Below are 19,708 nucleotides of genomic sequence, written 5' to 3'. Positions count from 1 at the left end.
TAACGCTTCTTTTTTTGAAGTTACGTGTATTATTGATGCGAACAGGTGGATAAACACTTTTACAACCGTATTTTCAAAGTTATAGTTATCTGAGCGTATCCATGTGATTGTCGACTGTAAAGTTAAAACCGCGAGCCCTTTAATGGCAAGCGATACTGGACTTGATAGTAGACCGCCGCAGGCTTATCAGGGTGTCGCTTTTTATACACGGACGAATAATCTGGCTCATTGGAGATCGGTAATACCCTAATGCCTTCCCAGCAATTAAAACATTGGTTTGCCACGCTAACCTCAAATAGCCCTTTCTTCTTTGCCATTCTTGATAAAAAACACAATTATCGAATGGTAAGTGACCGTTACTGCGATATCGCAGGTTTAAGTCATGAGGAAATCATCGGCTTAAACGATTGCCAGGTACTGGGTGAGCAGTTTTATAAAAAGCTGGCCCCTTACTATCAGCGTGCATTCAAAGGAACGCATGTCGAAGCCGAAATCACCCTCGATGAAACCGACCTTGAAACAAGCCTGCACTTTAGTCTGTCACCGGTTTTTGAAGGTAACGAAATTCGCTTTGTCGTTTTTCACGCTGTGGATACTTCAGAAAAGCAGATCCTCGTACGCTCCTTAGAGGAGTCCGAAAGTAAGTTTGCGAAATTGACACAACTACTGCCTGACGGTCTGCTGCTTATCGAAGATGACATTATCATCTCTGCCAACCCTGCATCAGCACGCCTTCTGGGACTGAACTCTCCCCATGAGTTGTTAGGCGAAGAGCTCAGCCGTTTATTCATCGATGAAAACAGCAAGAAAGTGTTTAGTCATCGTTTGAGTACATTAATTTCTGACAAGCCTTTTGTTTGCTTAACCAGCGCGAGATGTGGCTTTGAACGAAAAGTTCAGTTACACGCTGATTCCACGGCGATATTAGGTAGCGAGTCTCAAATCATCTTGATCCAAGACGCTGACGATACACCTAAGAATTTGTCTTCTGCATCGAATGAAGACATACATATTGATTCGCTCACCAAACTGTACAACCGCTTTGGTTTTACCAAACGTTTGGAACAGCTGATCAAAAAGCAAACGCCGCTTCTGGTGTTCTATTTGGATATCGATAACTTCAAAAACATTAATGATTCACTTGGTCACCACATTGGCGATAAAGTGATTCAAGAGGTATCGGCCCGTCTTAAACGATTACTGCCAAATCAAGCGATTATTGGTCATTTGGGTGGCGATGAGTTTGGCGTCATTCTGCCAGAACCAGAAAATACCCGCATGGCTGAAATTTTGTCAGATCGCATTATCTCGTTGATCAACCAGCCTTTCGACTTGCACCACTTCAGTAAACGCCTTGCGTGCTCAATTGGTAGCGTTCGTTACCCTGAAGACGGGCAAGATGCGAGAATCCTGCTACAAAATGCTGATACGGCGATGTATGAAGCCAAAGATCGTGGCCGAAATCGCCTGATCAAATTTAACGACCAGATGAACAAAGAAGCGCGCATGCGTTTGTGGCTTGAAATCGAACTGCAAAAAGCATTGCAGCAGAACGGTTTAGAAGTGTGGTATCAACCAAAGGTTAACGCGCGTGACTTCAGCATTAACGGTGCCGAAGCGCTCGTTCGTTGGAAACACCCTGTCGAAGGTTACATTAGCCCAGGTTCATTCATTCCTGTCGCCGAGCGTGCAGGGTTAATCGAACACCTTGGACGCGTCGTGATGCGTGATGTTTTCAATACGGTAAAACGTTGGAAACAACAAGGCATACTGCCAGGTCGTGTCGCTATCAACCTCTCTCCCGAGCAATTTGGTAATCCACAGCTGATCGACTTTATGGAAAAGTTGCTTCGCACTACCGAGCTTGATCCAAGCTGCATTACCTTCGAGCTAACCGAAAGTGCCGTGATGAGTGATAGCGAACATACACTGCAAATGCTGAATGCGATTAAGAAACTGGGCTTCGCCCTCTCTATCGATGACTTTGGTACCGGTTACTCTTCCCTTTCCTACTTAGCGCGCTTCCCTATCGACGAGCTGAAAATCGACCGCGCGTTTATTAACGATATCGACACGCTACCCAAACAGGTCACTGTGATTGAAAACATCATTAATCTGGGTAAGTCACTCGACTTGACGGTCGTTGCCGAGGGGGTGGAAACCCACCAGCAAGCTACTTTGCTCTCTAACCTTCAATGTAATGCGATTCAAGGATTCCATTTTTATCGCCCACAGCCAAAACATGAAATTGAAGAGCTGTTTGTACAGAATCGTCGTCATAAGAACTAACCCCGACTCGATACCCTTACTCTCAAGGGGTAAATATCGACTTTATTGAGCTAAACCTAACTTAGGTCAATTTCGCTATTCATAATTCTTCATAAAATGCGGACACCTTTTTATTCTCAATGATTGTGAGCATATGGAACTCTTGTGTCCCGCGGGTAACCTGCCTGCGTTAAAAACTGCGATTGATTGCGGTGCCGATGCCGTCTACATTGGCTTCAAAGATGATACCAACGCCCGTCACTTTGCTGGCCTCAACTTTAACGGCAAAAAGTTAGAAAAAGCGGTGCAATACGTTCACGACCGCGACAAAAAAATTCATGTCGCGTTGAATACCTTCGCTCATCCCAATGGCTTTGAGCGCTGGACGAACGCGGTAGACAATGCAGCGGCATTGGGTGTGGACGCGCTGATTGTTGCAGACATTGCAGTTCTGGAGTATGCAGCTCGCAAATATCCCGATCTGGAACTACATCTTTCAGTGCAAGCATCTGCGACCAACATCGCAGCCATTGATTTTTATAAACAGAACTTCAACGTAAAACGTGTGGTGCTGCCTCGCGTCTTATCGATTCATCAGGTGAAGCAGCTTTCGCGCAACATCACTAGCGATGTCGAGCTTGAAGTCTTTGCTTTTGGTAGCCTTTGTATTATGTCCGAAGGCCGTTGTTATTTGTCATCATACATGACGGGTGAGTCCCCAAACACTGTGGGTGCCTGTTCTCCTGCCAAATACGTTCGTTGGCAAGAAACTGATCAAGGTCTTGAGTCTCGTCTAAACAATATCCTAATTGACCGCTACTGCGCAGGAGAAAACGCGGGCTACCCTACGCTCTGTAAAGGTCGTTTTGAAACAGAAATTGATGGTGAGAAAAAACGCTATCATGCTCTTGAAGAGCCAACCAGTTTGAACACCCTTTCGATGCTGCCAGAACTATTTGCCGCTAATGTCGCGTCTGTAAAAATTGAAGGGCGCCAACGCAGCCCAGCTTACGTAGAGCAAGTCACTCGAACATGGCGAGCCGCGATTGATCGCTACCAAGCCAACCCAGAAGCTTACCAAGTTGAAGCCGCATGGGATGCGACGCTCGCAAATGTGTCAGAAGGAACGCAAACCACCCTAGGTGCTTACCACCGTAAATGGCAGTAGAGGTTAAGATGGATAACTCAATGAAATACGCACTTGGCCCACTACTCTATTTTTGGCCAAAACAAGATGTAGAAGCCTTCTACCAACAAGCAAAACAAAGCTCTGCAGACATTATTTACCTGGGTGAATCGGTTTGCTCTAAACGCAGAGAAATGAAACCAGCCCACTGGTTGGAAATCGCCAAAGACTTATCTGCCTCTGGCAAGCAAGTCGTTATCTCTACGATGGCGCTACTGGAAGCACCGAGTGAAGTAAACATCATGAAGAAGTACATCAATAACGGTGACTTCGCCATTGAGGCTAATGACGTATCGGCGGTTCAATTAGCATCAGAGCATAAAGTGCCTTTCGTCGTTGGTCCTGCAATCAATACTTATAACGCACACACGCTCAACTTATTTTTGAAGCAAGGTATGATGCGTTGGTGCATGCCTGTCGAGCTCTCTCGCGAATGGTTAAACGATACTTTAGTTCAGTGTGACGAGCTTGGTATTCGTAACAAGTTTGAAGTTGAGGTATTTAGCCACGGTTATTTGCCTTTAGCATATTCCGCTCGCTGTTTCACTGCCCGAGCTGAAAACCGAGCGAAAGACGATTGCGAAACCTGCTGTATCAAATACCCTACGGGTATCCAGGTCAGCAGCCAAGAAGGGCAAGAAGTCTTCAACCTTAACGGCATTCAAACGCAATCAGGGTATTGTTATAACCTGATCAATGACTTACCAAGCATGCAAGGGCTGGTTGATGTGGTCCGCTTAAGCCCTCTCGGTGTGAGTACACTTTCTGAGTTAGAGCATTTTCGCTCAAACGAGCACGGCGACAACCCTGAAAAACTTGAAAGCCGCCAATGCAATGGCTATTGGCATCAGCTAGCTGGCTTAGAAGTAAAAAACATTTAGCTCTCCAAAAAAGAAAAGCGAGGCCCAACCTCGCTTTTCTCTATCAGCCATTGTTAACAGGCTTGCACTGTTGGCTCAGCCGAAGTTTCGTTTAGCAGCTTTTTCACGTCCCGCCACAACATACTGACCACAACTAAACTCAGCGCAATATTGGACAATGGGAAAGCCAGCCAAATGCCTGTCACGCCAAACAGTTTCGGCATAACGAACAAAAACGGCAGTTGAACCAACATGTTGCCTAGTGTCACAAACATGGCTTTGCTGCCTTTGTTTACCGATTGGTAGTACGCAGCCGCCACGACTAAAAAGCCATCTAGGAACAACGCAAACATGTGTAAACGAATCCCGATCACCGTGCTATCAATCAACTGTTGATCAGCATTGTTAAACACCGAGACCAACTCGTACGGGAAAAGGTTCATCAAACCCACAAACGCCACACCACCAAGCACAGATGTCCCCATTGCGACTTGCAGTAATTTTCTGACGTTCGCCTGGTTGCGCGCCCCGTGATTGAAACTCACTAGAGGTTGCATACCGTTCGCGATTCCCTCTGCAATCAGATAGTAAACCGTCACGATATATCCCAAAATGGCATACGCCCCTATTAACATTGCACTTCCGTACTGAGCAAATAATGCGTTGTGCATTGCCACCATCACAGAGCCGTACGCGTACATAAAGAAGCTAGATGTACCGATCATTATAATCTTTGGTGCAACATCAACTTGAACCTTAAAGTCACTGATTCGAAGGCGTAAGGTCGCTTTTGAAGTAAAGAAGTAACCAATACCAAGCACGGTTACCACCAATTGTGCCAGCGCTGTAGCAATGGCCGCTCCGGTTAACTCCCACCCCAACCAAGCAATAAATACGTAGTCTAATACAATATTAATGACAGCACCGATGACCATCAGCATCGTTGCTAAGTTCGGGCTGTCGTCATTGCGTAAAAGAAATGGAACCGCGATAGAGCCTAGCGTAAATACGCACGCGACAATCAGAATATGCAGATATTGCAGCGCGAGTTCAAACACTCGCCCTTCCGCCCCCTGCCAGCGAATAAATTCATCGGCAAAATAGAACAATATGGTAGCAACGACCGGCATCAATATCGCTAACAACCCCAATCCGGTTGTTAAAATACGCTTCGCGCCTTCATGATCGTTTTCTCCTTGCTTAATCGACGTTAGCGCACCAGTCCCCACGCCAATCATCATCCCTATACCAAGGATGGAACCGATGATCGGCCACGCAACATTGATCCCTGCTAATCCGTCAGCACCAACATAACGGCCAATAAAAATGCCATCAACTATTTGATATAAACCGTTCACGAGCATTGCTGCGACGGTTGGAATCGTATATTTCCAAAACTGTCTATAAATTGAGTTTTGCATGACTGCCACCAGTAGTTAGCAAAGCTAACCATTTAATTAGCAAGACTAACTAAATAGTTAAATTAAATAAAAGAAAAATGAAACACCAAAGGCTAATACGTACAGCGGAGGCCTTGGGTTTAATTTAAAATGACTTATTGCTCAATGCTTTATTCAGTAAAGCTTGTAACTGCTCAGCTTCTTGCTGATTTAATTGTTGCATCATTTGTTCAGAGATATCTTTGTAAACCACCTGCTCCAAAGACATTTTTTCTGCGACTTCTTCTGTCAGCAATACACGCTTAGCACGGGCATCCTCATTACATGCGATGCGTTTCACTAAACCCTTTTTTTCCAAACGAACAACCATTGTAGATGCGGAAGGCTTAGTCACTTGCAACTCTTCTGCAAGATCGGTTATTCGTACACCCTCAGGGTAAACCTGAATCACACGTAAATAGTCGAACTCATTAAAGCTTAGATGTGATAACGGATCTTCTTTGGCATAAACACGCCAAGCTTTGGCGCAAAAACGCTCTAAATCAATCAAGCTTTCTTCTAGTGCCACAAAATCCACCACTACTTAGTTAGCAAGGCTAACTATTTTAAATAAGTCACTCATCAAGTTCAATCATAAAAAAGCCGCTCTCATCGAGCGGCTCTAAATCAATCAATTTCCTGCTTCTTAGCGGCCTTTAGCTTGGCCAATCTGTCTTGCTGTAATTGATCGTAGATTTGTGCCAGTTCCAAGAAGGAATACCGGTGCTCAACATAATCATAAACGTTGAACGAAATCGCGAGCTTATAAAGTGAGATGGCACTTGCGATGTCACCTTCAAGCTGATTACGCTTTCCAAGGTAGAAATACGTTTCCGTCAATCGTTCAGCTAGGCGATAGTTCTCTCTCGTTCCATCCATAATTGCTTTAAGCGCGTCTTCGTCCGAGACGTCTCGCAGCATGATGGCAACAAGAACCCATCCCCACTCTTCACTACGATCTCGTAAATAACGCTGTTGAAGATTGGCTTTTGCTTGCTCTGGATTTTGCTCAGCTTCGATGATGTACAGCCATAATGAACGAAAAGGATCCGTTGGCATTTCTTGATAGTGCTTGGTCATATCTTCTAAAGCGAGATCGATTCGGCCACCATAATACAGTGCAATCGCACGGTTGCGTTCAGCATAGGAATTATCCGGAGCCAACTCTATGGTCGAGTCAAACGCTTCATAAGCCGCGTCAAACTCCCCCACTTGGGTGAAATACACCCCCAAAAGATTGAAGATATCCGGTTGAGCAGGATTCAACTGCAAAGACTGGTTAAAGTCCAAACGGGCAAGATCACGCAAACCAACGCTATCGTAGTAGCTACCGCGCTCATAATGCATTTTAGCGCGTACTTCATCACTGAGATCAGGACGTTGTAGCAACTGCGATAAACGCGCGATTTGTACTTCTTGTTGAACGCTAGGCTGAAGTGGCACCGCCATCGGTGGATATAGCCACTTTTGTGCTGATTGCTGAGAAGTGTTTGCACAACCGGTCAGCGCGATAGCAACACATAAACTTGCGGTTTGAAACCATTTCACTAATTGATACTCCTGTTTGGACCGCTCAAAATTTATTTCTCTTAATGCAATATAGGCGATAACCTCGTTTGAGGTTAATGCGTCGAAATAAACCAAAAAAAGGGGAGCGAAAATGCTCCCCTTTTATAACATGCTTTCAGGCCCTTAATCTAATAAAAGGCTGAAAGTCTCATTTTGTCTTACTCGTCTTTCGCAGCTGGTGCTTCAGCAGCAGCTTCTTCAGCTGGCTTTTCTACCGCTTCTTTCATGCTTAGACGTACACGGCCTTGGCGGTCGATTTCAAGAACTTTAACTTGAACTTCTTGGCCTTCAGCTAGGTAGTCAGACACTTTCTCAACACGTTTTTCGGCGATTTGAGAAATGTGTACGAGACCATCTTTGCCTGGAAGAACCGTTACGAATGCACCGAAGTCAGCTAGACGTGCAACTTTACCCGTGTAGATACGGCCAACTTCAACTTCAGCAGTGATCTCTTCGATACGGCGGATAGCTTCTTTCGCAGCAGTGCCTTCAGTTGCAGCAATCTTGATAGTACCGTCGTCTTCGATTTCAATAGTTGTACCAGTCTCTTCAGTTAGAGCACGGATAACTGCACCACCTTTACCGATAACGTCTTTGATCTTCTCTGCGCTGATCTTCATCGTGTGAATACGAGGAGCAAATTCAGAGATGTCTTCACGGGCACCAGAGATTGCTTCATCCATTACAGATAGGATGTGCTTACGTGCGCCTTGAGCTTGGTTAAGCGCAATTTGCATGATTTCTTTAGTGATGCCTTCGATCTTGATGTCCATTTGAAGAGCAGTGATACCAGTGTTAGTACCTGCTACTTTAAAGTCCATATCACCTAGATGGTCTTCGTCACCAAGGATGTCAGAAAGAACAACGAAGTCGTCGCCTTCTTTAACAAGGCCCATTGCGATACCCGCAACAGAAGACTTGATTGGCACACCTGCGTCCATAAGCGCAAGAGACGTACCACATACAGAAGCCATTGAAGATGAACCGTTAGATTCAGTGATTTCCGATACAACACGTACTGTGTATGGGAACTCATCTACTGATGGCATTACTGCTGCGATACCACGTTTAGCCAGTTTACCGTGGCCGATTTCACGACGCTTAGGAGAACCTACAAAACCAGTCTCACCTACACAGTATGGAGGGAAGTTGTAGTGCAGTAGGAAGTGATCTTTACGCTCGCCTGTTAGCTCATCAATGATTTGAGCATCACGCTGAGTACCTAGAGTTGCCGTCACGATAGCCTGAGTTTCACCACGAGTGAATAGTGCGCTACCGTGTGTGCGAGGAAGAACACCAGTGCGTACATCTAGTGCACGAACCATGTCTTTTTCACGGCCATCAATACGAGGGTTACCCGCGATAATGCTACGACGTACAACTGTTTTCTCTAGATCATGGAAGATAGTGTGGATTTCTTTTGTATCCGCTTCAGGATCTTCAGCAAGAAGAACTTCATTTACTTCCGCAGCGATCTCATTGATACGGTCGTAACGAGCCATCTTCTCAGTGATTTTGTAAGCCTCAACAAGCTTCGCTTCTGCTAGCTCAGCAATCTTATCTTTAAGCGCTGTGTTTTCTTCAGGAGCTACCCAATCCCAAGCAGGAGTTGCCACTTCTGCTTTGAATTCGTTGATAGCTTTGATAGCAACTTGTTGTTGATCATGACCGTAAACAACCGCTGCTAGCATTTCTTCTTCAGTTAGGTTGTCCGCTTCTGATTCAACCATCAGTACGGCTGATTCTGTACCAGCAACAACAAGATCAAGCTTAGAAGTTTCTAGTTCAGTTTGGCTAGGGTTAAGTACAAGCTGACCATCGATATGACCGACACGCGCCGCACCGATAGGGCCGTTGAATGGAATGCCAGAGATAGCAAGAGCAGCAGAAGTACCGATCATTGTAACGATATCTGGCTGAACATCTGGGTTTACAGACATTACTGTCGCGATAACCTGAACTTCGTTTTTAAACGCGTCTGGGAATAGCGGACGGATTGGACGGTCGATTAGACGAGCTGTTAGCGTTTCGCCTTCAGAAGGACGACCTTCACGCTTGAAGAAACCGCCTGGGATTTTACCTGCTGCGTAAGTACGCTCTTGGTAGTTAACCGTTAGTGGGAAGAAGTCTTGACCTGCAACGGCTTCTTTTTTACCTACAACAGATACAAATACAGACGTATCATCCATTGTGACCATAACTGCTGCTGTAGCTTGACGTGCAATAACGCCAGTTTCCAAAGTAACTGTGTGGTTACCGTACTGGAACGTTTTAACAACTGGTTTTTCGAACATTGTTATTCCTTGTTTCTAATCTTCCTTTAGTGCTTAAAGAAATCTTAGATGTGTTAATTGACACTCAAGACATTACGAATCGCGACTAGTAAAAAGAAACTCGGAAATTCCTTTTGAATAGTCGCGACCTTTTGGTCGACGTGGTTGACTGTAATGCTATGAGCTTTTGAGAAAACCTCTTACGAGGTTTAGCCGCCAGTATTATAACGGCATAAGTCTAATTTGGCTAAATTTAGGCAACAAAAAAGGGGCATAAAGCCCCTTTTTAGACAAACTGCTATGCAGTCGCTGATTAGCGACGTAGGCCTAGACGTTTGATTAGGTCTTGGTAGCGAGCTAGGTTTTTACCTTTTAGGTAATCTAGAAGCTTACGACGACGAGAAACCATGCGTAGAAGACCACGACGGCTGTGGTGATCGCCTTTGTGCGCTTTGAAGTGACCTTGTAGGTGGTTGATAGAAGCTGTAAGTAGAGCTACTTGAACTTCTGGTGAACCAGTGTCGCCTTCGCCTTGTGCGTATTCTGCAACGATTGCTGCTTTAGTTTCTGCATTCAGAGACATAATTCTCTCCTAATAAGAGTAGGTTTAAAGTTGTAGCAGCCAATCTCTGATTCAGCCGCTACGCGAAGCGCGGATTATAGGGAAATTTCCTATCTCGTGCAATATAAAAATACCGACACTCAGGTCGGTATTTTCAATCATTTACTTGGATGCGACGTCATCTCGGAACACGACCAATCGCTTAGGAGCGATTTTGCCATCTTCGTTCATTTCGCCAACGCCAATAAACAAACGCTCTTCACCCATGGTAAGGCGAAGTGAGCCTTCGGTAGGCGCACCAAATACTTGAACAGGTTGCCCATGCTGAACCATATCCGCCAGTTCAGGCACTAAGTTGACTTCTGGTAAGTCTTCTACCGCTGTATCCATTGGTAACAGCAATGGGTCCAGTAGTTCTCGAGGAGCGCGCTCTTCACGGTGTGCTTGCTCTAGTAACTCATTCAGTTGCTCAAGTGTCACCATCTTCTCGTAAGGGTATTTCGCAACACCAGTGCGTCGAAGCATAGTTACGTGCGCACCACAACCTAACATTTCGCCTAGGTCATCCACGATGGTACGAATGTAGGTGCCTTTTGAGCAATGAACTTCCATCTCGACTTCATCGCCTTCAAAACGGTGAAGAACAATCTCGTATACCGTGATCTTACGAGATTCACGCGGAACTTCGATGCCTTTGCGAGCGTATTCATACAAGGGTTTCCCTTGATATTTCAACGCTGAAAACATGGAAGGTACTTGATCAGATTCGCCACGGAACTTCTCAATGCACGCTTCTAGCTTGTCTAACGTAACATCGATTGGACGTGTCTCTACGACTTCACCATCCGAGTCAGACGTGTTGGTACGTTCACCAAGCTTTGCGATCACACGGTAACGTTTATCAGAATCTAGAAGAAACTGAGAAAACTTCGTCGCTTCACCCAAGCAAATTGGCAGCATGCCTGTCGCTAATGGGTCCAAGGCTCCAGTGTGGCCTGCTTTCTCAGCAAAGTAGATTCGCTTTACTTTTTGCAGTGCATCATTGGAAGAGATACCTGTTGGTTTGTCCAACAGTATAACGCCATTAATTGGACGACCTTTACGACGACGAGCCATTATTCTTCGTCCTCACGACCAGAATCTTTTTGCTTTTTCTTGTCTGAGCTTACCACTTCAGACACTAGGTTAGACATACGCATACCTTCAACAAGCGTATTGTCATAATGGAAGCGGATTTCTGGCGTTAGACGTAGGCGAATGCGCTTACCTAACATCATGCGAATGTGCACTTCGTGCTCGCGTAGTGCAGCTAGACATGATTCTGGTGTTTGCTCGCCCACACATAGGAAGGTTACAAATACTTTTGCGTAAGCAAGGTCACGAGAAACTTCTACGTCTGAGATCGTTACCATGCCAAGGCGTGAGTCACGAACTTCACGTTGAAGGATCATCGCTAGTTCTTTTTGCAGCTGCTGTGCAACGCGCTGCGTGCGGCTAAATTCTTTTGACATATCTTTACTCTTATATAGAAAGAATGGGGGGTTGGTCAAAGCCAGCCCCCCATGGTGTATTCAACAACCAATTACTACTTATCTTTCAAAGACAATATTAGTAATTTTAGTCAATTAGTCTAGAGTACGTTTAATTTCAACGATTTCGAAGACTTCGATTTGGTCACCAACGCGAACATCATTGTAGTTCTTAACGCCGATACCACATTCGTAGCCATTCTTAACTTCTTGAACGTCATCTTTGAAACGACGTAGTGACTCTAGTTCACCTTCGTAAATAACAACGTTATCACGCAGTACACGGATTGGGTTGTTACGCTTGATCACACCTTCTGTAACCATACAACCAGCGATAGCGCCCAGTTTCGGTGACTTAAACACGTCACGAACTTCAGCAAGACCAATGATCTCTTGCTTGAATTCTGGAGCAAGCATACCGCCCATTGCTTGTTTCACTTCGTCAATCAATTGGTAAATGATTGAGTAGTAACGTAAGTCAACAGCTGCGGCTTCAACAGCACGGCGAGCAGAAGCATCTGCACGAACGTTAAAGCCAAGGATGATTGCGTTTGAAGCTTCCGCTAGTACTACGTCAGTTTCCGTAATACCACCAACACCAGAACCAACGATGTTCACTTTAACTTCGTCAGTAGATAGCTTAACTAGTGAGTCTGCGATTGCTTCTACAGAACCTTGAACGTCTGCTTTAAGTACAACGTTAAGTTCAGCAACTTCACCAGCAGTCATGTTAGAGAACATGTTCTCTAGTTTAGATTTCTGCTGACGAGCAAGTTTCACTTCACGGAACTTACCAGCACGGTAGTTAGCTACTTCACGCGCTTTACGCTCGTCACGAACTACTGTTGCTTCATCACCTGAAGATGGTACACCTGAAAGACCTAGGATCTCTACAGGGATAGATGGGCCAGCCGAAGTGATTTCTTTACCTAGCTCATCACGCATTGCACGAACACGGCCGTATTCTTGACCACAAAGAACGATGTCGCCTTTGTTTAGTGTACCTGATTGAACAAGTACTGTTGCAACTGGACCACGACCTTTATCTAGGCGAGATTCAACAACAACACCAGATGCCATGCCTTCAGCTACAGCTGTAAGTTCAAGAACTTCAGACTGAAGAAGGATTGCTTCTAGAAGACCATCGATGTTTGTACCCTGTTTAGCAGAGATGTGAACGAACATGTTCTCACCGCCCCACTCTTCAGGAATAACGTCGTATTGAGCAAGCTCGTTCTTAACGTTATCTGGGTTCGCGTCTTCTTTATCGATCTTGTTCACAGCAACAATTAGAGGAACGCCTGCCGCTTTCGCGTGCTGAATCGCTTCTACTGTTTGTGGCATTACGCCATCGTCTGCTGCAACTACAAGAACAACGATATCTGTTGCTTGAGCACCACGAGCACGCATTGCAGTAAACGCTGCGTGTCCAGGAGTATCAAGGAACGTGATCATGCCGTTGTCTGTTTCAACGTGGTACGCACCAATGTGCTGAGTAATACCACCCGCTTCGCCAGAAGCAACGTGTGTGCGACGGATGTAGTCAAGTGTTGACGTTTTACCGTGGTCAACGTGACCCATGATAGTAACAACTGGAGCACGTGGAACTGCTTCCGCGTTAGTGTCACGGTCAGATAGTACCGCTTCTTCCAGTTCGTTCTCTTTACGAAGAACTACTTTATGGCCCATTTCTTCAGCAACAAGTTGTGCTGTTTCTTGGTCGATCACTTGGTTGATAGTCGCCATAGCGCCCATCTTCATCATTACTTTGATAACTTCTGTCGCTTTAACCGACATCTTGTTAGCAAGTTCTGATAGAACGATCGTTTCGCCAATTACAACGTCTTGCTTAGCAACCGTTGCTGACTTATCAAAGCCATGCTGCATTGAAGTCGGTTTAGCAAGTTTGCCTTTACGACCTCTACCGCCACGTTGGTTGTTACGGCCACCGCGAGCTTGGTCGTCTTTACCTGAAGCTTTTTTCTTCTTACGACGACCGCTCTCTACTTTGCGATCTGCTTCATCTTCGGCTTCACGTGCGTATTGTGAAGTCGTTACATGGTAATCTGTATCTTCCATATCACCCTTTTTCTCTTCTGCAGCAGACCAACGCTCTTTATTCTTTTCAGCCAATTCGCGAGCTTCTTCAAGCTTGCGCTGACTTTCCTCTTCAGCCTTACGCTTAGCTTCTTCTTCCTGACGACGTTTAAGCTCGTCGGCCTCTTTTCGCGCTGCTTCTTGCTTAATTTTCTCTTCAGCATCACGCTTTGCTTTTTCTTCAGCATTACGTTGTGCATTCGTATCTACGTCTCGCTTCGCTTTTTCTTCAGCTTCACGTTTCGCTTTTTCTTCCGCTTCACGTTTTGCAGCTTCTTCAGCTTCACGTTTTGCAGCTTCTTCAGCTTCACGTTTTGCAGCTTCTTCTGCTGCACGTTTTGCTGCTTCTTCTGCTTCACGTTGTGCTGCTTCTTCAGCTTCACGTTTCGCTTCATCTTCAATTGTGCTGCGCTTCACGTATGTACGTTTTTTGCGCACCTCAACCTGAACATTCTTACTCTTGCCACCACCCGCGTTCACACTAAGTGTACTACGAGTTTTACGCTGAAGCGTAAGGCGAGTCGGCTCTGAATCACCTGATTTATCACCGTGTTCTTTCTTTAAATGAGAGAGAAGCTTCTGCTTCTCTTCATCAGTAACATTGTCAGAGCTCGCCTTTTTAATGCCAGCGTCAGCAAGTTGTTCAATCAAGCGGTCGACTGGCGTACCAATCTCATCACTCAGTGCTTTAACTGTTAATTGTGTCATGCCGCTTCCTCCTTGCCGAAAATTATGCTTCTTCGCCGAACCAACAGATGTTACGTGCGGCCATAATTAGCTCACCTGCACGTTCTTCGGTCAGGCCTTCGATACCTTCTAAATCGTCAATACCTTGGTCAGCAAGATCTTCCAGTGTCGCTACACCTTTCGCTGCCAATTTAAATGCCATCTCACGCTCAAGACCTTCAAGTGCAAGCAGATCTTCAGCCGGTTCTAGACCTTCAAAAGACTCTTCTTGTGCTAGTGCGATCGTCGTTAGTGCATCTTTTGCACGTCCACGAAGCTCTTCGATTAGTTCTTCATTCAAACCATCGATTTCTAGTAGCTCGTTAACTGGCACGTATGCGACTTCTTCTAGCGTTGAGAAACCTTCTTCAACAAGAAGTTGAGCGAAGTCTTCTTCAATATCTAGGTACTTCATGAAGTTTTCAATAGATGCTTGTGATTCTTCAGCGTGTTTCTTCTGAAGATCAGCAACTGTCATAACATTCAGTTCCCAACCTGTTAGTTGAGATGCTAGACGCACGTTTTGACCATTACGACCGATAGCTTGCGCTAGGTTGTCAGCTTCAACTGCGATGTCCATTGAGTGTGCATCCTCATCAACGATGATAGAAGCAACATCAGCTGGCGCCATTGCGTTGATAACGAATTGAGCTGGGTTATCATCCCAAAGCACAATATCGATACGCTCACCACCAAGTTCGCCAGAAACAGCTTGTACACGTGCACCACGCATACCAACACACGCACCTACAGGGTCGATACGTTTGTCATTTGTTTTGACAGCGATCTTAGCGCGAGAACCAGGATCACGTGCCGCGCCTTTCAACTCGATAATATCTTCAGCGATTTCAGGCACTTCAACACGGAATAGTTCTGCCAGCATTTCAGGCTTAGAACGAGTGATGAACAGTTGGAAACCACGTGCTTCTGGCGCAACTTTGTAAAGAAGACCACGAACGCGGTCGCCTGGACGGAAGTTTTCACGAGGAAGTTGGTCATCACGTAGGATTACCGCTTCAGCGTTGTTACCAAGGTCAAGTACGATTGTGTCGCGGTTTACTTTTTTCACAACGCCAGTGATTAGATCACCTTCATTGTCGATGAACTGCTCAACGATTTGTGCACGTTCAGCTTCACGAACTTTTTGTACGATAACTTGCTTAGCCGTTTGAGTCGTAATACGGTCAAACGTTACTGATTCGATTTCGTCTTCTACGTAGTCGCCAAGCTCGATTGAGTCATCTTCGTACTGTGCTGCTTCTAGTGAGATCTCTTTTGTAGGGTTCTCAACATCATCAACAACTAACCAACGACGGTAAGTCACAAACTCACCAGTTTTACGGTCAATGGCAACACGTACGTCGATTTCGATTTCGTATTTTTTCTTTGTAGAAGTTGCTAGAGCAATCTCAAGAGCCTCAAAGATACGCTCACGAGGTACCGCTTTTTCGTTCGATACCGCTTCTGCTACCGCTAAAATTTCTTTACTCATTGTATTTAGCCTCTAAGCTTAAACTTTTTTAGGGAACTAAAATTTAGGGATCAGGTTAGCTTTGGAAATGTTACTTAGAGCAAACTCTTCTTGCTGACCGTCTACAGTAATCGTCACTGTTTCGCCATCAACGCCGTGGATAATACCTTTCCACTTACGACGGTTTGCTACAGCCATTTTCAATACGATGCTGACCTCGTGACCAATAAATTGCTCGTAATGTGCTGCTTTAAAAAGTGGTCTTTCTAAACCTGGAGAAGACACTTCTAGGCTGTAAGCAACAGAAATTGGATCTTCAACGTCTAAAACCGCACTAACTTGGTGGCTAACTTCTGCACAGTCGTCCACGTTAATACCATTTTCATGGTCAATGTAGATGCGTAACGTTGAGTGCGCGCCTGCACGAATGAATTCTAATCCAACCAACTCATAGCCTGATGCCTCTACTGGTGCTTCAAGCATTTCAGTAAGTTGTCTTTCTAAACCAGTCATTTAACCACTCCAGAAACAAAAAAAGGGCTCAGAGCCCAATCAAAAAACCAAGCAGTCTCTGAGCTATTTCAAAAAGCTCAGATAACAAAAAACCCCGATAGTCGGGGTTTTATGCTGCTGGACCCTGATACGTTAAGAATAGCCAACAAATGCTTCTCTTAACTCGTAGTGTGGTTAGCACTACGCAAACTTGCCAATCTACGATTTCTTCTTAAAGAAAGAGATTGGTTGCGGGGGCCGGATTTGAACCGACGACCTTCGGGTTATGAGCCCGACGAGCTACCAAGCTGCTCCACCCCGCGTCCGACTTGCTGAGCATTATACTCGCAAACAAGTGATTTACAAGTTTGTAAATACATGGTGCCGAGAGAGGGACTCGAACCCTCACACCTAAGGCACTAGCACCTCATGCTAGCGTGTCTACCAATTTCACCATCTCGGCATCAAAACCTTACAGCTTATTGAGGAATTTCATCACCCGCAGGGGCTGGAACTTCACTCGCTGCATCCTTAACTTGTTCAACAACTGGTTGACCTAATGTTGGGTCTACCCATTGTGATTCAGTCTGGTGCGTAGACATACGACCAAGCAACAAGCTAACGATAAAGAATACGGTTGCTAAAATAGCAGTTGTTCGGGTTAAGAAATTACCTGAGCCGCCAGCACCAAACACTGTGTTTGAAGCACCAGCACCGAACGAGGCTCCCATATCTGCGCCTTTACCTTGTTGAATCAACACAAGGCCAATCACACCAAGCGCTGCCAACAGGTAAATCACAAGTAGAACTGAAAACATTTTTTCCACCTATGTTCCAAATTGTTGAGCCAGCGCCGTTCAAGAGAATAAATCATAATTGAACAAGGCTAGCGACCTCCTAACGGGAGGCGGAGCAATACTAGCGAAAGCCGGTAACGCTGACAAGGGAAAATTAGTAAAAAATCAATGCCAATGCGCTAAGCGCTCAAAAAAAGGGCAAAAGATGCCCTTTTCATTCACTGCATACTTTAACGCAATGATTAACAACTTGCTTTTACAGCTTCGGCAATTTTCAATGCAGAGCTTTGAACTAGCTCGCCATCCTCACCTTCCACCATAACGCGAATCAAAGGCTCTGTGCCAGATTTACGCAGCAATACACGTCCTTTATCGCCTAGCTCAGCTTCAACTTCTTCTACAGCAGCCAATACTGCTTGCGCTTCTAGAGGGTTGTTTTCACCAGCGAAACGTACATTTTCTAAAACTTGTGGGTAAAGCGTCATGCCTTGCGACAAGTCGTGCAGTGACATGTCACTACCAACAACAGAAGCAAGCACTTGTAGAGCTGCAACAATCGCGTCTCCCGTTGTTACTTTATCTAGCAAGATAACGTGACCAGAGTTTTCGGCACCGATCTTCCAGCCTTTAGCCAGCAATTGCTCCATTACATAGCGGTCACCGACAGCAGCACGAACAAATGGAATACCTAATTGCTTCAGGCCATTTTCCATACCTAGGTTAGTCATCAATGTACCAACCACGCCACCTTTTAGTTCACCACGACGCAGAGCATCACGTGCGATGATGTAAGCAATTTGGTCACCATCGACTTTATTACCTAAATGGTCAACCATGATGATACGGTCGCCGTCACCATCAAATGCAAGACCAAGATGAGCTTGCTCTTCTACAACGCGTTTTTGTAGCGCGCGAACGTCTGTAGCACCGACTTCTTCATTGATGTTGATACCATTTGGCTCAACACCCATCGCGATTACATCTGCACCAAGTTCTTTGAAGACATTTGGAGCAATGTGGTACGTTGCACCGTGCGCACAATCTACCACGATTTTAAAGTTTGCAAGACTCAATTCAGATGGGAAAGTACTCTTACAGAATTCGATGTAACGGCCTGCAGCGTCATTTAGACGAGTGGCTTTACCAAGTTCTGCAGACTCAACACATTCAATGTCTTTATCCAGCTCAGCTTCAATCGCCAACTCGATATCGTCAGGTAGCTTAGTACCTTCAGAAGAAAAGAATTTAATGCCGTTGTCGTAATATGGGTTATGCGATGCAGAAATCACAATCCCCGCCTCTGCGCGGAAAGTTTGAGTTAAATATGCCACTGCTGGGGTTGGCATTGGACCAGTAAATGTTGCTTTAAGTCCCGCTGCAGCAAGGCCTGCTTCTAATGCAGATTCAAGCATATAACCGGAGATACGCGTATCTTTACCTATAATAACTTTCTTTGTGCCTTGTTTTGCTAGTACACGACCAGCAGCCCAGCCAAGCTTAAGTACGAAGTCCGGAGTGATTGGGTATTGTCCTACTTTACCGCGCACACCGTCAGTACCAAAGTAACGTCTTTTATTCGACATAAACTTTCCTTTATTATTTTTAAATATTGTTTTTCGTCATCTCAACAACTTTCATTGCTTCGATTGTCTCTTCAAAGTCATGCACACGAATGATCTGCGCGCCTTTCATTGCTGCAATCGTAGCGCAAACGACACTCGCATTTGTACATTCAGCCGCTGGCTTATCCAACAACTTAAAAATCATTGACTTACGAGACATGCCAGCCAAAATTGGCAGGCCGAATTCATGAAACTTTTCAAGATGAGCGAGCATATGATAATTGTGTTCTATCGTTTTGCCAAAGCCAAACCCAGGATCGAGAATCAGTTGAGATTTATCAATCCCTGCTGCTTCACATGCCGCGATACGTTCTTCTAGAAAGGCAGATACGTCGCTCATCAAATCATCATAATGAGGTGCAACTTGCATGGTTCTAGGTTGACCTTTCATATGCATCAGACAAATTGGAAGCTTTGCTTCTGCTGCGACTTCGAGAGCACCAGGTTCTTGCAAAGATCGAATGTCATTGATCAAATCTGCACCAGCATCAATAGCTTGACGCATAACTTCCGCTTTACTGGTATCGACCGAAATCCACACATCGTACTTTTCACGAATGGCCTTGATTACTGGGACAACACGTCGAAGTTCTTCTTCTAAAGACACATCTGGCGCGCCAGGCCTTGTCGACTCCCCACCAACATCAACAATGCTTACACCAGCCTTTATCATTTTATCAACTTGAGCAAGGGCGAGTTCAATCGAGTTGTATTTACCACCATCCGAAAAGGAATCCGGAGTCACATTTAGAATGGCCATAACATGTGGACGGGAAAGATCTAAAGATTTGTTATTTGCTGTAATCATCATCATAAA

The 19,708-nt window shown here is 45.2% G+C and carries 16 protein-coding genes and 2 tRNA genes; 3 read left to right on the top strand and 15 right to left on the bottom strand.

Features of this window, described 5'->3' with window-relative positions:
• The first annotated feature begins 249 nt into the window (after positions 1–249).
• The 3 genes from CBX98_RS13920 (at position 250) to CBX98_RS13910 (ending at position 4,335) form a co-directional block, all read left to right on the top strand.
• Positions 250–2,289 carry a bifunctional diguanylate cyclase/phosphodiesterase gene (locus tag CBX98_RS13920; RefSeq protein WP_047008947.1) on the top strand — a complete coding sequence of 680 codons (2,040 nt, stop codon included), beginning with the start codon at positions 250–252 and terminating at the stop codon, positions 2,287–2,289.
• 133 nt (positions 2,290–2,422) lie between these two features.
• Entirely contained in the window at positions 2,423–3,436 is a 1,014-nt protein-coding gene (locus CBX98_RS13915) for a peptidase U32 family protein (RefSeq protein WP_005394650.1), read from the top strand.
• Positions 3,437–3,456: 20 nt separating this feature from the next.
• Positions 3,457–4,335: a U32 family peptidase gene (locus CBX98_RS13910; RefSeq protein ID WP_085342718.1), complete on the top strand. Its 879-nt coding sequence runs from the start codon at positions 3,457–3,459 to the stop codon at positions 4,333–4,335.
• Positions 4,336–4,388: 53 nt separating this feature from the next.
• Here CBX98_RS13910 and CBX98_RS13905 read toward each other — a convergent pair whose 3' ends face one another.
• The 15 genes from CBX98_RS13905 to folP all read right to left on the bottom strand — a co-directional run bounded on the left by CBX98_RS13905 (position 4,389) and on the right by folP (position 19,702).
• Positions 4,389–5,735 (bottom strand): MATE family efflux transporter, encoded by a 1,347-nt coding sequence (locus CBX98_RS13905; protein WP_109169503.1) that lies wholly within the window; start codon positions 5,733–5,735, stop codon positions 4,389–4,391.
• A 124-nt stretch (positions 5,736–5,859) separates the two neighbouring features.
• Positions 5,860–6,282, bottom strand: a complete 423-nt coding sequence (locus CBX98_RS13900; protein WP_005394653.1) for a MarR family transcriptional regulator — start codon at positions 6,280–6,282, stop codon at positions 5,860–5,862.
• A 98-nt stretch (positions 6,283–6,380) separates the two neighbouring features.
• On the bottom strand, positions 6,381–7,301 hold the full coding sequence (gene nlpI, locus CBX98_RS13895) for a lipoprotein NlpI (protein ID WP_109169501.1): 921 nt from the start codon (positions 7,299–7,301) through the stop codon (positions 6,381–6,383).
• Positions 7,302–7,480: 179 nt separating this feature from the next.
• Positions 7,481–9,616, bottom strand: coding sequence for a polyribonucleotide nucleotidyltransferase (gene pnp / locus CBX98_RS13890; protein ID WP_005394655.1), 2,136 nt, complete (start codon positions 9,614–9,616; stop codon positions 7,481–7,483).
• Positions 9,617–9,908: 292 nt separating this feature from the next.
• Positions 9,909–10,178: a 30S ribosomal protein S15 gene (gene rpsO / locus CBX98_RS13885; RefSeq protein ID WP_005380094.1), complete on the bottom strand. Its 270-nt coding sequence runs from the start codon at positions 10,176–10,178 to the stop codon at positions 9,909–9,911.
• Positions 10,179–10,319: 141 nt separating this feature from the next.
• Complete coding sequence (truB, locus tag CBX98_RS13880) at positions 10,320–11,273, bottom strand: tRNA pseudouridine(55) synthase TruB (protein ID WP_005394656.1); 954 nt, start codon at positions 11,271–11,273, stop codon at positions 10,320–10,322.
• Entirely contained in the window at positions 11,273–11,668 is a 396-nt protein-coding gene (gene rbfA, locus CBX98_RS13875; RefSeq protein ID WP_005394657.1) for a 30S ribosome-binding factor RbfA, read from the bottom strand. The genes truB and rbfA overlap by 1 nt, the downstream gene beginning before the upstream one ends.
• Positions 11,669–11,782: 114 nt before the next feature.
• Positions 11,783–14,491: a translation initiation factor IF-2 gene (gene infB, locus CBX98_RS13870; protein WP_012841448.1), complete on the bottom strand. Its 2,709-nt coding sequence runs from the start codon at positions 14,489–14,491 to the stop codon at positions 11,783–11,785.
• Positions 14,492–14,513: 22 nt separating this feature from the next.
• Positions 14,514–16,001 carry a transcription termination factor NusA gene (gene nusA, locus CBX98_RS13865; protein ID WP_109169499.1) on the bottom strand — a complete coding sequence of 496 codons (1,488 nt, stop codon included), beginning with the start codon at positions 15,999–16,001 and terminating at the stop codon, positions 14,514–14,516.
• A 36-nt stretch (positions 16,002–16,037) separates the two neighbouring features.
• Positions 16,038–16,493, bottom strand: a complete 456-nt coding sequence (gene rimP / locus CBX98_RS13860; RefSeq protein WP_005394659.1) for a ribosome maturation factor RimP — start codon at positions 16,491–16,493, stop codon at positions 16,038–16,040.
• A 225-nt stretch (positions 16,494–16,718) separates the two neighbouring features.
• Positions 16,719–16,795: transfer RNA gene (locus tag CBX98_RS13855), tRNA-Met, on the bottom strand.
• Positions 16,796–16,851: 56 nt separating this feature from the next.
• A tRNA-Leu gene (locus CBX98_RS13850) sits at positions 16,852–16,935 on the bottom strand.
• A gap of 16 nt (positions 16,936–16,951) precedes the next feature.
• Complete coding sequence (gene secG / locus CBX98_RS13845; RefSeq protein ID WP_005380080.1) at positions 16,952–17,290, bottom strand: preprotein translocase subunit SecG; 339 nt, start codon at positions 17,288–17,290, stop codon at positions 16,952–16,954.
• A 221-nt stretch (positions 17,291–17,511) separates the two neighbouring features.
• Positions 17,512–18,852 carry a phosphoglucosamine mutase gene (gene glmM, locus CBX98_RS13835; RefSeq protein ID WP_109169497.1) on the bottom strand — a complete coding sequence of 447 codons (1,341 nt, stop codon included), beginning with the start codon at positions 18,850–18,852 and terminating at the stop codon, positions 17,512–17,514.
• Between the two features lie 19 nt (positions 18,853–18,871).
• On the bottom strand, positions 18,872–19,702 hold the full coding sequence (gene folP / locus CBX98_RS13830) for a dihydropteroate synthase (RefSeq protein WP_065645530.1): 831 nt from the start codon (positions 19,700–19,702) through the stop codon (positions 18,872–18,874).
• Positions 19,703–19,708: the final 6 nt, after the last annotated feature.

The organism is Vibrio sp. T9 (assembly GCF_003123985.1).
GTDB classification, from domain to species: Bacteria; Pseudomonadota; Gammaproteobacteria; order Enterobacterales; family Vibrionaceae; genus Vibrio; species Vibrio diabolicus.
This window is presented reverse-complemented; position numbering and strand designations above follow the sequence as displayed.

Excerpts from the sequence above, each read along its gene's own strand:
- CBX98_RS13920 (WP_047008947.1), top strand. The coding sequence starts at position 250 with ATGCCTTCCCAGCAATTAAAACATTGGTTTGCCACGCTAACCTCAAAT.
- truB (WP_005394656.1), bottom strand. The coding sequence starts at position 11,273 with ATGGCTCGTCGTCGTAAAGGTCGTCCAATTAATGGCGTTATACTGTTG.
- infB (WP_012841448.1), bottom strand. The coding sequence starts at position 14,491 with ATGACACAATTAACAGTTAAAGCACTGAGTGATGAGATTGGTACGCCA.
- nusA (WP_109169499.1), bottom strand. The coding sequence starts at position 16,001 with ATGAGTAAAGAAATTTTAGCGGTAGCAGAAGCGGTATCGAACGAAAAA.
- glmM (WP_109169497.1), bottom strand. The coding sequence starts at position 18,852 with ATGTCGAATAAAAGACGTTACTTTGGTACTGACGGTGTGCGCGGTAAA.
- secG (WP_005380080.1), bottom strand. The coding sequence starts at position 17,290 with ATGTTTTCAGTTCTACTTGTGATTTACCTGTTGGCAGCGCTTGGTGTG.
- CBX98_RS13905 (WP_109169503.1), bottom strand. The coding sequence starts at position 5,735 with ATGCAAAACTCAATTTATAGACAGTTTTGGAAATATACGATTCCAACC.
- folP (WP_065645530.1), bottom strand. The coding sequence starts at position 19,702 with ATGATGATTACAGCAAATAACAAATCTTTAGATCTTTCCCGTCCACAT.
- rbfA (WP_005394657.1), bottom strand. The coding sequence starts at position 11,668 with ATGTCAAAAGAATTTAGCCGCACGCAGCGCGTTGCACAGCAGCTGCAA.
- rimP (WP_005394659.1), bottom strand. The coding sequence starts at position 16,493 with ATGACTGGTTTAGAAAGACAACTTACTGAAATGCTTGAAGCACCAGTA.
- CBX98_RS13915 (WP_005394650.1), top strand. The coding sequence starts at position 2,423 with ATGGAACTCTTGTGTCCCGCGGGTAACCTGCCTGCGTTAAAAACTGCG.
- CBX98_RS13910 (WP_085342718.1), top strand. The coding sequence starts at position 3,457 with ATGAAATACGCACTTGGCCCACTACTCTATTTTTGGCCAAAACAAGAT.
- pnp (WP_005394655.1), bottom strand. The coding sequence starts at position 9,616 with ATGTTCGAAAAACCAGTTGTTAAAACGTTCCAGTACGGTAACCACACA.
- rpsO (WP_005380094.1), bottom strand. The coding sequence starts at position 10,178 with ATGTCTCTGAATGCAGAAACTAAAGCAGCAATCGTTGCAGAATACGCA.